The organism is Microvirga sp. VF16 (assembly GCF_016864375.1).
Classification (GTDB): domain Bacteria; phylum Pseudomonadota; class Alphaproteobacteria; order Rhizobiales; family Beijerinckiaceae; genus Microvirga.
The window spans coordinates 223,114-236,013 of the sequence record NZ_CP069357.1; the positions used below are offsets into that span (position 1 = coordinate 223,114).

Consider the following 12,900-nt stretch of genomic DNA (forward strand, 5'->3'; position numbering starts at 1 on the left):
AAGGCACGATCCATGATGCTCACGCATCGCCCTTTCTTAGCAGGTGCCGCTTTGGTTGGAGGTACCGCCTTTGCTATCTCATCCGCGTGGCGTGGGGCGGCTGCCGAGCCGCGGGAATTGCGGATTCCGGAGCTGATCGATGCCCGCAGCCAGAGCCAGTCGATCCCGCTCAAGGCGCAAGCCAGCCACACCTCTTTCTTCCCAGAGCAGGAGAGCCGGACGCTTGGCTACAATGGGAGCTATCTTGGCCCGACGCTACGCGTCCACCGCGGCGACGTGGAGATCGCCGTCACGAACTCTCTCGGTGAGGAGACCAGCATCCACTGGAATGGCCTGCTCATCCCCGGGGAGCTCGATCGCTGATGTTGTCCGACAGAGAGCCCGTCGAAGGATCGACAAGAATGTTGCGGTCATCAACGCCCAATGAGGAGAGCATTAGGAAATATAGGGCAATAATGCTGCTGGCTGTCTTGGCGCCCATTGCACTACCGCTAATCGGGCGCAATCGCAGCCTTTCGGAAAAGACCCTCTCACTTGTTGCTCTACAGATCCTTGCGCTTCCTTCCCTGGCATTGTCACAAACGCTAACCCTTACAGGCACCTCAGCGATACTTGACTGACGCGCTCTGGCATACTGCCTGATTGGCCAATCTCGAGCTTAGAGTACGCGCCAAAGGAACTTAGATAAGTGCCGGGATCGAGCCCATTTCACGAACGGCTTAGCACAATCGGAAGGAGTAACTCGACAGGGGTATTTCGCAGTTCAAGCAGTCGATAGTCAACTATACTAGACGGTTCTGACTAATCGACATGACGGTGCTAAAGCATTGGACAGACAGAGATCTTAAACTGTTACATGGAGGTTGACCCATCTTACTCTGCACTTTCGGGTTCGTGGTCGGATACTCGTCTGGATTTTCGTCCAGACGAGTATCCGACCTAGGTCGATTGCAGGAAAACTTACCCCTGTGTACCCTCACGCTTTCTGGGGCCACATTTGGGACAACGATGTCAGAGTGGGTATCGCCGATAAGGATGCGCGACCGAAGCCTAAGTCGGCCTCCTGCGAGCCTGACCCGCCAGTTCGCGCTGACTGGTAGCGCTATTATGCTTGTGGCGATGATGACCGCCGGCTTGTTCATCGCCGAGATGGTATCGAAGGCAACGATCGAGAATACTGCCTCTGCAACGGCTCTTCTTCTCGACAGCATTCTAGAGCCGCTGACTCAAGACCTGGTGACAGAGGAAGTCTTGCCTGCCAAGCAAACGGCCGAGTTGGATCAGCTCTTGGGCGAAGACCAATTCAAGGAGCGATTCCCGTACTTGGAGATCTGGAAAGCCAGTGGACTCATAGCTTATTCAACGACACCAAGTTTGGTCGGTCAGAGGTTTACTCCGCCTGAAGGACTTGTAAGAGCTCTGGAAGGAAAGGTTTCTGCACAATATGCCGACGGTCTCGAGCGTTCAAATCTGATCCGGAATATCAGCGGCAAATATCTTGAAATCTACATTCCCCTTCGCGAGGATCGTTCAGGCCGTGTCATTGCCGTTGCCGAGATCCATGAGAGCACCGCATCGCTCGAGCACGAGCTTTGGTGGCTGCGTCTCAAAAGCTGGCTGGTAGTCGGAGGTGCGACCGCGCTCATCATGATGGGCCTGTTCGGTATCGTCTACCGGGGCAATCAGCTTATCCTGCTCCAGAGACGACAGCTTCAAGAACGATTGGTAGAAATTGAACAAACGAACCGACACAATCGCATCCTCAGGGATCGTGCTCGGCGTGCCTCTGGCCGGGTCGCCGAGTTGACCGAGGATTATTTGCGGAGAATTGGTGCGGACTTACATGATGGTCCTGCACAGTTCATTGGTTTGGCAGCTCTATCGGTGGAGCATGTCAGACGCGCCCAAGCACCCGCGGAACGGGAGAAGGAGCTGGAATCCCTGAGCTCCATGCTCTTGGAGGCTCTTCGTGACATCCGGACCGTGTCAAAAGGACTGATGCTGCCCGAGATAGAGGGTTTGCCGCTCCCAGATATCATCGGACGAGTGGTCTCCGACCACGAGCGGCGGACTGGCACGAAAGTTGACGTTCATTGCGGTGAGATTTCAGGCGCCCCCACGGATGCGATCAAGATTTGCGCGTACCGGTTTCTCCAGGAAGGTCTCAACAATGCCTTCCGCCATGCAGGCGGCAATGGTCAGGCGGTAACATGCACGCTCGATGGCTCTGCTCTACACCTAGCCGTGCAGGATGATGGAGGAACGGGCACCAGCGGCGTGGCCGGTCTGGACTTCGGCCTGGGACTTATCGGTTTAAGGGAAAGAGTCGAGAGTCTGGGCGGCGTCTTCTGTGTGAGCCAGCGGACAGGCGGGGGAACCAGAGTTGAGATGACCGTTGCTATCGCGGAGGAAAGCCAGGATGGTTGAGAAGACCCGTATTGTAGTGGTGGATGATCACGCGCTCTTACGGGCTGGACTTGTCCGCGCACTCGCACTTGATCCCATGATCGAGATCGTCGGGGAGGGCGCCTCGGCGGAGGAAGCGATCGAGCTTGCGAAAGTCCATGCACCCGATCTCATCTTGCTCGACATATCGATGCCAGGCAATGGAATAGAAGCAGCGCGTGCGATCCATGGCCTTCCAATCCCCACTCGTGTCGTAATGCTGACGGTCTCGGGCGATGACGACGACGTGTTGCGGGCACGTGAGGCTGGCGCTGTGGGCTATATCCTCAAAGGGATCGATGCTCGAGATCTCATTATGGCCGTGACAAGCGTGAAGGCCGGTGGATCCTTCATTGCGCCTGACCTCGCGCCGCGCTTGCTGTGATCTGTGAGACGCTGGATCAGGCAGCATGAGGTTTCGTCGGGCGGTCAATCGGCAAGCTGAGATGTGTAATGGAGGCGGTCCCGGCCGCCAATCGCTGTTTGCTCTGCTACAAACCTCTATCCACCGCGCCGTATAAGCCTCCCCATACTTCCTCATGCTCCGCGTGGAGAGCTTGGCCCTGAGCTACCCCGGTCATTGATGGGGAAAGGTGCGCCACCCAACCTGGTATCGGGCATCAAGGTGGTGCCATCAACACTCGCAAGGCGCTGTGGCCAGATCAAAAGCTTCAAGCCTGCCGTTCGATGGCCCAATCCTGGCGTCCTTGCCACGAGTGTGGTCCGCTCGGGCAGGGGGCGGGCAGCGCTCTCACCCCTCTCTTCATCCGGGATGGCCAGGTCTATGGACGGCTTCATCTAGCAAATCGCGGGTACAGCGGTGAGCGGCGAGGTCCGCAGGAACCGCTCATAGCCAAGGTTTCGGCTGACCGGATCGGAGTAAGGCGCCTCGCCAGGCAGCGTCTCGACCACGAGGCACGAGAGCGGCGCGTGGCCAAGGGTCAGGAGTTCGAGGCTCGTGGTGATCTCGGCGCTCGACCAGTCGGTGCGGCCGTCCGCCCCGGTCCGGGCCAGGTCGACCGCCGCCAACGGGCCGCGGCCCTTGGGAACGCGCCCGCGCTTGGGCGGCTCAAGCCGGCGGGTGGACAGGAGGATGTTGCGCCGGTCGGCGTCGTCGGCTTGGTGCACCTGCGCGTAAAGGAGCGCCCAGAGCTCGGTCACGGGCGGCGAGGGGCGCAGGGAGCGGCCGTCCCGCACCGGGTCGGCGAAGGCTGCGCTCACTGTCAGGCGACCCTTGCTGCGGCTGACCCCACAGGCGAGCGGCGGCGGCGTGTGCTGAAGCCCCGCCACCCGCAGTGCTCGCACGGCGAAGCCCTGCGCCGTGTTCCAAGTCCCGAAACGCCCCAGGCGGAACTCATACGCAAAGAAGCCGAAGAGCGCCGGGTCTTCGGGCCCGATTCCGGGTGGTAGGGGCAGGAGGAAATGGACCGGGCTGGTGGTCGGCAGGAGGGGCTGCATGGCCTGCTGCCTGGCGCGGTCGTCGCCCTGTCCGGGCACCACGCGGCGGATCGGCTCGGGGTCGATGGGCAGGGGCAGGTCGCCCGGATCGGGCAGCCCCTCGGTGATGTCGGTCAGCACCGGATCAGGTGCGGAGGCGAGCACGCGCGCAGTAGCGGTCGAGGGGGTCGTCCGGGGGCCGGTCGAACTCAAGCCAGACCGCCTTGCGGCGCTCCTCGGTGGCCGCATAGACCGGATCGCGCCGATAGGGTAAGAGCGCAAGTCCGGCCGCCACGAGGCGCGGCACTTGCGCCGGTGGCGTCGTCGCGGGCAGGCGGATTGCGGCCTCGAGCGGGTCGTCCGACTGGGCAGGGGCGCTGCGAAACACGGGCACAATCCGGTAGGCGGCGTCGATCGGCCGGGGAAAGCGCCCAGCGCGGGCTTGGGGTCAATTGTCCGTTGACATTTTGGTGTGAGACGTCGTCGTGAACGTTTTCAGACACTTAGCGTTGAGCATCTCATTTGAGAATATGCATTTGAATTGAGAAACTGGATGGCTTTGTACATTTCTTTTGAGACGGCCGCCGTCCAACATTGGTCTCGGATTGTGGCGGCGGGATTGGCGACAGCATAGAGCGCACCGCATTAGAATTGACATCTAAAGTGAGAAACCAAACGGTCCGTTTGTCTGATTATTGATGTCCAAAGCTGCCGTAAGCCCGATATTCTCATTCCACGATGTCAGCTGACAACAGGGCATGAGAGGAATACCAGAGTGGCTTATCGCTTCGAACACCTGCCAGATGAACTGCTGGCCCATATCCCACTGCTCGGTTGGGAGCACATCAGCTTCAATGGAAATTATGTGTAGCCCGCAGAGCCTTCACATTGGGCTTTTTCTGTCCACCCCAGCACCCGCGCTCACCTTTCCGCGAAGCGCTCCAACGTAGGATCTCTAGAGGATTCTGTGATGCCCTGACGGGTATCCATCGATCCCCGTTCGTAACCGACAAAGGTATGATAATCATCAGGTCCGCTGGTCAGCCGCGACTTGGGGACAGGAACGCAAGGTACCCCCACGTTCACAGCCAAGCCAGACGATGCTCCTGCTCATATCCTGTAGGCAGTCCCAAACTGTTAAACAGACGGCTCAAATGATCAAGCCGCGGAGGCAGAGACGGGCCATACTCCGTCCGCCAACGGTCCGGGGACCAATGGGCCAGGTACTTGCAGACACTGGCCTACACTCAACGGACGAGACCATATGACCGCATCACTCCACCCGGCGGCCCCTCCTCATCTACCGCCCTTCATCGCTGCGCCCGGCGAGACGGACGCCTTCATGGTGGGAATGGCGGTGTTCCTGGTGCTCGCCGTACTAGCGGTCGGCCTCCTGTTTCTGCGCCTACACACGCTGCCCGAGCGCATGGCACACAAGTCCCATAAGTTGCAGTTCGAGATCGTGGCAGTGCTGGGCTTGCTGGCCCTCTTTACGCACATACAGATCTTCTGGGTGGCTGGCCTGCTGCTCGCATTGATCGACATTCCCGACTTTGGAAATCCACTACGCCGGATTGCCGGGTCCCTAGAGAGGATCGCCAGTATCCCGCCGGGCCAGGGCGGCAACGATGTTCCGGATGAAAGCGCTCCCGCTGTCGCGCACGACGAAGCAGCAGGGGAAAGCGCAGTCGCTGTGCCGAAGACCATCACTCCCATCCAGATGCCGTCTCGGTCTAAACCCCAGATCTCGCCGATCAACACAGAGGGCTGACAACACAGGGAGCTGATCGATGCTTGAGCTTCTTCTCTGCTCCCTGTTGACAATCCTGCCGGACTATCTCTACCGCCGCTATGTCCAGGGCAAGCGCATCGGCAAGGAGATCACCCTCTACTCGGTGTGGTTCGAGCTGCGATGGGACATCATCGCCTGCCTGATGCTCACGGTCGGGCTGATCACGCTGATCTTCTACAATCACCCCTCGACCACGAATGCCACGACGTTCTTCCGGACGATCCCGATCCTGCCCGAAACCAATGGACGCGTTGCCGAAATCTACGTTGACGGCTTGAGCGGTTCGGTCAAACAAGGCGCACTAATCTTCCGGCTTGACAGCTCCAGCCAGGAGGCAGCGGTGGAGACCACCCGCCGCAGGATTGCCGAGGTCGAGGCGGAGCTGGTGGCGGCGCGGACCGATGTCGCGGCAGCTGAAGGCAAGATCCAGGAGGCCCGAAGCGCCCATCAGCAGGCGATGGACGAGCTGGAGACCAAGCAGGAGATCTACCGCCGCAACCCAGGTGCCGTTTCCACGAGGGACATCGAGAAACTCCAGGTTGCCGTCGAAGGACGCCAGGGCGGCATTGACGCCGCCGTTGCCGCCAAGGCGCAGGCCGAGACGCAAATCTCGACTCTCCTTCCAGCGCAGAAGGCCAGCGCCGAAGCCGAACCGGCCCAAGCCGAGGTGGACCTCGGGAAGACCGTCGTTCGGGCCGGTGTAGACGGGCGGGTGGAACAATTCACGCTGCGGGTGGGCGACGTCGTCAATCCGCTCATGCGCCCGGCCGGGGTTCTGATCCCGGAGGGTGCCGGGCGAGGACGCCTGCAAGCCGGATTTGGGCAAATCGAGGCTCAGGTGATGAAGGCTGGCATGGTCGCCGAGGCCCCCTGCGCATCGAAGCCCTGGACAATCATCCCGATGGTGGTGACGGGGACGCAGGACTTCATCGCTGCCGGCCAGATCCGCAGCGGCGAACAATTGATTGATCCTCAGCAGGTGGTGCGGCCAGGGACCATCCTGGTCTATCTTGAGCCCCTATACGAAGGTGGCCTCGACGGGGTAACACCCGGCAGCAGCTGCGTTGTTAATGCCTACACCAGCAACTATGACCGGCTCGCCTCGAACGACATCGGCACGGTCAGACGTTTCGCCCTCCACGCGGTGGACACCATGGCGCTCGTGAGCGCCATGCTCCTGCGGATCCAGGCGCTGCTGTATCCCATCCAAACTCTCGTGCTCGGCGGACACTGAAAAGGCTGCGGACGAATGCTGTAGGTAAAATCCATGTCGAGCTGATCTCCCCCGAGCAGGAGCTGTTCTCCGGTGAGGTGGAGGCCGTCTGCTGCCGGCGATCAAGACGACATGACCGCCTTGTTGAGTCCTCTCACAGAGACTTCGACAAACGCGAATACAGCCCAGAACGGTACATGGCTTATGTTCAGCGTCAAAGCTGCTCAAGCCCCGGCATTTCCTCGCCGAACCAGTTTTTGTTCAGGAGTGCGCGTGCCTCCTCGGTCATTGCCGACATCCGCGCGTGCCTCGGCGGCACTCAGCAGCTCCGCCCACCTGTTACTGTGCGAGCGTTGGAGCGCCCTGCGGAAGGCCGCTTCTGCCTCCTGCGGCATGTCCTGTGCCAGCAGCGCCGCGCCCAGCGATTGGTGTCGCGGATAGTGCGAGAATGGTGACTCCCTATAGAGCAGGCGGTCCTGGATTTTCGCAGCCTCGACGAACAGGGCGGTTGATCTGGCGTAAGCGCCGGCCTGCTGTGCCATGCGTGCCTCGATTACGCGGGTGGAGATGGCCAACACATCGGCTCGCGGAACACCAGCCTCGGGCGGGGCGGCGATCTCGGACGTCGTGATGACCGCTTGGGCATAGTAAGGTGCAGCCGCGATCGGCTGTGTCCAAGGCACCTCGCGCTTCGTCTGGTCAGGATAATGCTCCCAAGTTTTTGCACCCCGTCCACGGCTGTGTGGCCATCGCCGCCCATCATGGCCGACACCATCACGAAATGGACGTTATGCGCATAGTAGCCTTCGGAGTAGAGCAAGCTTGCGCCGCCGTGGCCCATCGCCTCGTCTGCCGCCACGGCACGCACGTTGGCGTTGAGACTCTCGCGCCAACGGCCAAGGTGATACCAAATGTGGCTCGGTATGTGGACGAGATGTCCAGCGCCGGGCATCAAGGCTTTGAGACGTGCCGCATGGGATGACGCCTTATCGGGACGCTCGGAGGCCTCGACCGTATGGATATAAGATGAATTGCGCCAGAATGATTCGGCATCCCCTGCAGCGACCCAAGCTACTGGAATCCGAGTACGCCTTCGATCAGCGCGAGCATGCGATCCGTCTTGGGCTTCCGCTTGCGTGCTCGTCGCGCTGACGATCGACCAAGAGAGCTTTCCAAAGTCCTCTCCGTGCGGTGGTACGGCTTCTCTGGTCGGGGCGGCGGCGCCCCGCGGCAGGTCGCGGCTATAGGAGCCCAACCCCGTGCGCTTCGCTGACCTGAATCGGGATCTGACAGGAGGATCGGAACTGCAACTGCGCCACGTTCGCCCCATGGCCGGAGGCATGTAGCTCCTTGAGTTGCAGGGCACGGAGCAGCCGTACTCTCGGGCTGTCGTGACTGCCGAGCGAGCAAGCATGAGCCGTCTCGCTCGCGAGCAATGGCATGACGGCAACTGCCGAAAGGAGGATGAGTGTTGAAGAAGGGTGAGAGCACAGGACGTGACGGGTCATCGTGACGAACCTCCCGGAGTTCGACAATTTCTTGCGTTCGTCCAATTGCGGTAGGCGTGCAGATCGAAAGCGGCGGCGTGCTTTGCTCGGTATCTCGGCTCAGGCCACGCATGTCGTGCACGGCATCAGTCTGCCAGCTCCGAAACAAGCTGGCTTCAGCCGCCGAGGATTAGCAAAGCTGAATGGGGCACGCACTTCTCCCACCAACAATCCTAATTGACCTTAAGTAAAGCTCCTGAGCTAAAGCCGATGTGTGGCCGAGCACACCAGCCAAATCAGAGCCTTCTGGAAAGACTGCTGCCCGAGGCGCGGCATGCAATCGCGGGGGACTCGCTCGGGAGGTGATTGCATAATTCCCTCTAAGCCACAGTTGAAGTCGTCGAACCACGCTGTTGAAGAGATATGGTCCACCTCGGCGGAAGAGGTCGGTCTCTGCTAAGCCCGATACCATCTTCTCTTCTCTATGCGAATTGCGTTGATGCAGAACTCTGTGCTGAGAGGAAGTCTGTAGCTTCGCTGTCATTCGTTGGTTGAACGTTCTGTCAAGGCATTTTCTAAGAGAAGGCCCACTGCATGAATGAGCTGTTGAGACCAAGCTAGAGCGCCCCACATTTTATGCCGTCCTTGGGCTGGATTGAAAACCCCGACGTGAAGTTATGATTAGGTAATTGGACGAAACGGGTAAGGTCCCTCGAATTGTGCGCGGTCTCACGCTCCTAGACCGCGCTGTCATCATCTAAGCTCTCACATTCGTGAAGATACACGTGCTTGAAGAGAGGCATCATCAGTAGATCCCGCGATTCCATGAGCTAGTTTTATTCAGATCTGACACCATAGCGTAACGTGTGCAATTATCGCTTCGGTCATTTGAGTCTTTCCACCTCAACCACGAGACCAACCGAGTGGTCGGACGGTTCTGAGGGAAGCGTAGAGATGAACTCAATTTCTCAGATCTATGATGCGTCGGATCAAAGCGGAAAGCTGGGCCACGCTCTCTCGACCGTTGTGAGGGAGCGCCCCAAGTCGTGGCTCGCTTAGAACTTTAACTTATTCTGACTCTCGCACACCGGACTCCGTGTAAACCATAATCACTAGCAAAACCACTCCGCCGGAACCTGCCACCATGGCTTGCGTTCTCTTTGAGACTAGTAACTATTTAGGAGCGTTATAGATGGTTAAGGAAAAACCTGGTCCGCACCATGATCATCCTGGCCATACCCCAGGTGACCTCGACCGGCATGGGCATCGCGACAAGTCCGTGACCGAGAAGCCAGGACCGCATCATGATCACCCGGGTCATAAGCCGGGTGACCTTGACCCACATGGGCATCGTGATAAATCCGGTAAAAAGTAAAACGTTGCTCGACGGTAGGTCCACACCTTTGCTTTGTGCAAGATCTGTAACCAAGTTGAAGGGCCGCAAGAGTGCGGTCCTTCCTTGCGTCGTATCCACCAGCAAACTCTAACAGCTTTAGAGCATCTGAGCGCATAGTCACGTTATTGGGATCCGAGCGCGGACTATCCTATTCTATATGAGTGCATGAATCGGCTCTCCGCAATCGATCTACACACGCTGCCATTGTCTTGCTGCCTTAATCAATCTCGCGGTCCGTTCGCGCCGTTTTCGCTAGCGGCGGATGGTAGAGTAGATACCCTCCCACGCGGGCGCGGGCCGCCACGAAACTATGAAACTGTTCGACGCTCGACTCTGAAGTCTAGCCCGAAGTACACCAACTGCATCTTGCCGACGAGTGCATGTGCCGGGTTGTTGCGGGAGCCTTGAGGTGGTGATCACCATAGTGCGGAACGTAGCAACGGATGCGGCGCGCTGTGGATCCAAATGCATTTGTCCCGTTTGTCTTGGTCCAGCGCTCAGTGCACACGAAGGCGCCAGCCGAGCGCGAGGTGCTCGATGAGGTCATGGCGGCCCACGACGAGGTGGTCGCCATTCGGAAAGCGGATGGGTTCCTCGCCGAGCCGGGGCGCTTCCGCCACTATGAGAAGGCGCAGCAGCGGCTCTCGGTTGATTTGGACCGGTTATACGCGACCATCAAGCACTATTCCAAACTCACGGGCGACACGCCCTGTCGAACCGCCTGCGGGAGTTCTAGCGGTTGGAGGATCGGCTGCTGGTGGCCCGCAGCGACCTCATCGGCGCAACCCGCGTAAGCGTCCGCCGAGGACCGCGGAATTTCGACTGCGGCGTGGTAGAGTGGCCGCATGGAGATTGACCACGACAAGATCGACGAGGCGGTTCTCGCCCTGCTGTGGTTGACGCTGCACGATGGGTGCCGGGCCTGGAAGGGCTTCGACTGGGCGACAATGAACCGACTCTATGAGAAGGGCTTCATCTGCGACCCCGTCAACAAGACCAAGTCCGTCGTGCTCACCGATGAGGGGCTTCAGAAAGCCGAAGAGCTGTTCAAGGAGCTGTTTACGCAAAAGCCCTGAGATCAGGCCGCGGCCTGCTGATCTCGCAAGGGCTTCCAGTTCCAGGGCAGAAGCTCGGCGAGGCGTTTGGCCGGATGCTCCGGCAGTCGCGCCAGAACGTCGGCCAGCCAAGCGCGCGGGTCGACCTCATTGAGCTTGCAGGTCTCGATCAGCGTATACAGCGCCGCGGCCCGATGGCCACCCACATCCGAGCCCGCGAAGGTCCAGTTCCGGCGCCCAACTGCAATGCCGCGGATCGCCCGCTCGGCTGCGTTATTCGACAGGCAGACCCGGCCGTCCTCGAGGAAGAGCGCGAACGACGACCAGCGCCGCAGCATGTAGTCGATGGCTTTGGCCGTCTCACTCTTGGGTGACAACCGTCCACGCTGCACCCGCAACCAGCTCTCCAGATCATCGACCAGGGGCTTGGATTGAGCGGCTCGAATGGTGCGTCGCTCATCCGGTGGTCGGCCGATGATCTCACGCTCGATGGCAAACAGCGCATCGATGCGCTTCACCGCCTCGATCGCGATGGGCCCCTTCCGCAACTCGGCCAGTTCAAAGAATTTGCGCCGGGCGTGCGCCCAACACGCTGCCTCGGTCACAGCCCCGATCACGCGGCCTGGTTCATACAGCTGCCCGAAACCGGAATAGGCATCCGCCTGCAGAAGGCCGCTATAGCTCGTCAGGAACGATTGCGGATGCTCACCCTTGCGATCGGGCGAGTAGAAATACACGGCCGCCGGCGGATCGGCGCCGGCAAAGGGGCGGTCGTCACGCACCACGGTCCAGAGCCGGCCGGTCTTCGTCTTGCCCTTGGCCAGTACCGGCACGGGCGTGTCGTCGGCGTGCAGCCGCTCAGCCGTCATTACGTGGTCGGCGATCAGCGCGCTCAAGGGCTGGGCTGCGACCGCAACAGCGCCCATCCAGTCGCACAGGGTCGAGACATCCAGATCGACGCCTTCCTGAGCGAACACCGCGCTCTGGCGCGTCAGCGGCAGATGCAGGCCGAACTTGCCGACCGTGATCTCGGCCAGAAGATGCGGGCCGGCGCGGCCGCGCGGAATGGCATGGAACGGCGCCGGCGTCTCGGTGATCGTCTCGCACGCCGCACAGCTGAACTTCTCGCGCACGGTTTGCAGCACGACCCAACGCGCCGGGATGCGCTCCAGGGTCTCGCTCACCACCTCTCCGAGCTTGCGCAAGCTGCCACCGCAGCAGGCGCAGGCGGTGGGACCAGGAAGGACAACGCGCCGGCGCGACAGGTGACCGGGCAAGGGCCTGCGGGCGGGCTTGGTCCGTTCCAACTCCTCCACCGTCCACCGGGGCGCCTCCGGCGGCGCCGCGGCATCCTTCGCCTCGGCCTCGGCATCCATGTGAGCGGCGCTCTCTTCCAGGTCCTCCAAAGCGAGCATCAGTTGTTCGAGACGGGCACTGCGTTCCGACGAGGCGCCGAAGTGCTGGCGGCGCAACTTGGCGATCTGCAGCTTGAGCCGCTCGATCTCCAGCTCCAGGGCATAGCGGGCGGCGTGGGCCTGGGTGACTTCGAGCCGGGCCGTCTCCAATGCAGCCCGAGCGATCTCCAGATCACCCGCGCGGGCTTCGGCCGCCAGGCGGGCTGCCCGCTCGGCGCGGATCATCGCGTGAGCGTCAGCCAGACTGGCGGGAAGCGGATCAGGGTGATTTGCCACGCTCTGAGTCTGCCACGGAAGCGTTGATTTGCAAGGCTTTGATGCTCATCCGGCCGCGATCGGGCGCCAGGTTTGCTGGGGATTGCGCCAGTCGATGCCCTCCAAGAGATAACCCAACTGCGCGGTGGAAATCGACACCGTGCCGTCGACCGGCGACGGCCACAGAAAACGACCCCGATCAATGCGCTTCGAGAACAAACATAGGCCCTGGCCGTCGTACCAGAGGACCTTGATCAGATCGCCTCTGCGTCCCCGGAAGACAAACAGATTGCCCGAATGCGGATCACGTTTGAGCGTCTCCTGCACCAGCAGGGAGAGGCCGCCGAAGCCCTTACGCTTATGCGGAGCTCCGCATAAGCGCAATTATGTGGAGTGCCAGATTAT

The 12,900-nt window shown here is 60.4% G+C and carries 11 protein-coding genes; 7 read left to right on the top strand and 4 right to left on the bottom strand.

Translation table 11 applies throughout. The features are described 5' to 3' along the window. Positions 1–12: 12 nt before the first annotated feature. The 3 genes from JO965_RS40140 (at position 13) to JO965_RS40150 (ending at position 2,830) form a co-directional block, all read left to right on the top strand. Positions 13–363 (top strand): multicopper oxidase domain-containing protein, encoded by a 351-nt coding sequence (locus JO965_RS40140; protein ID WP_203447319.1) that lies wholly within the window; start codon positions 13–15, stop codon positions 361–363. Positions 364–1,008: 645 nt separating this feature from the next. Next, positions 1,009–2,427: a sensor histidine kinase gene (locus tag JO965_RS40145; RefSeq protein WP_203447320.1), complete on the top strand. Its 1,419-nt coding sequence runs from the start codon at positions 1,009–1,011 to the stop codon at positions 2,425–2,427. After that, positions 2,420–2,830, top strand: coding sequence for a response regulator transcription factor (locus JO965_RS40150; protein ID WP_203447321.1), 411 nt, complete (start codon positions 2,420–2,422; stop codon positions 2,828–2,830). The genes JO965_RS40145 and JO965_RS40150 overlap by 8 nt, the downstream gene beginning before the upstream one ends. 413 nt (positions 2,831–3,243) lie before the next feature. Here the strand turns inward: JO965_RS40150 and JO965_RS40155 are convergent, their stop codons facing one another. After that, positions 3,244–4,131 (bottom strand): hypothetical protein, encoded by an 888-nt coding sequence (locus JO965_RS40155; RefSeq protein ID WP_203447322.1) that lies wholly within the window; start codon positions 4,129–4,131, stop codon positions 3,244–3,246. Positions 4,132–5,146: 1,015 nt separating this feature from the next. On the opposite strand from JO965_RS40155, the gene JO965_RS40160 reads away from it, so the two are divergent. Next, positions 5,147–5,653 carry a hypothetical protein gene (locus JO965_RS40160; protein WP_203447323.1) on the top strand — a complete coding sequence of 169 codons (507 nt, stop codon included), beginning with the start codon at positions 5,147–5,149 and terminating at the stop codon, positions 5,651–5,653. A gap of 19 nt (positions 5,654–5,672) precedes the next feature. After that, positions 5,673–6,908 (top strand): HlyD family secretion protein, encoded by a 1,236-nt coding sequence (locus JO965_RS40165; RefSeq protein ID WP_203447324.1) that lies wholly within the window; start codon positions 5,673–5,675, stop codon positions 6,906–6,908. A 203-nt stretch (positions 6,909–7,111) separates the two neighbouring features. On the opposite strand, the gene JO965_RS40170 is transcribed toward JO965_RS40165, so the two are convergent. Continuing rightward, positions 7,112–7,570, bottom strand: coding sequence for a hypothetical protein (locus JO965_RS40170; RefSeq protein WP_203447325.1), 459 nt, complete (start codon positions 7,568–7,570; stop codon positions 7,112–7,114). Positions 7,571–10,270: 2,700 nt separating this feature from the next. Between JO965_RS40170 and JO965_RS40175 the strand changes: the two genes are divergently transcribed. Then, the gene (locus JO965_RS40175; protein ID WP_203447326.1) at positions 10,271–10,564 is read left to right on the top strand and encodes a hypothetical protein; all 294 of its coding nucleotides are present in this window, start codon (positions 10,271–10,273) and stop codon (positions 10,562–10,564) included. A gap of 51 nt (positions 10,565–10,615) precedes the next feature. Next, positions 10,616–10,846, top strand: coding sequence for a DUF6429 family protein (locus JO965_RS40180; RefSeq protein WP_203447327.1), 231 nt, complete (start codon positions 10,616–10,618; stop codon positions 10,844–10,846). A 2-nt stretch (positions 10,847–10,848) separates the two neighbouring features. Here the strand turns inward: JO965_RS40180 and JO965_RS40185 are convergent, their stop codons facing one another. Both JO965_RS40185 and tnpB read right to left on the bottom strand, forming a co-directional pair. Continuing rightward, the gene (locus JO965_RS40185) at positions 10,849–12,465 is read right to left on the bottom strand and encodes an IS66 family transposase (RefSeq protein WP_203447437.1); all 1,617 of its coding nucleotides are present in this window, start codon (positions 12,463–12,465) and stop codon (positions 10,849–10,851) included. A 96-nt stretch (positions 12,466–12,561) separates the two neighbouring features. Further along, positions 12,562–12,879, bottom strand: a complete 318-nt coding sequence (gene tnpB, locus JO965_RS40190; protein WP_203447328.1) for an IS66 family insertion sequence element accessory protein TnpB — start codon at positions 12,877–12,879, stop codon at positions 12,562–12,564. Positions 12,880–12,900: the final 21 nt, after the last annotated feature.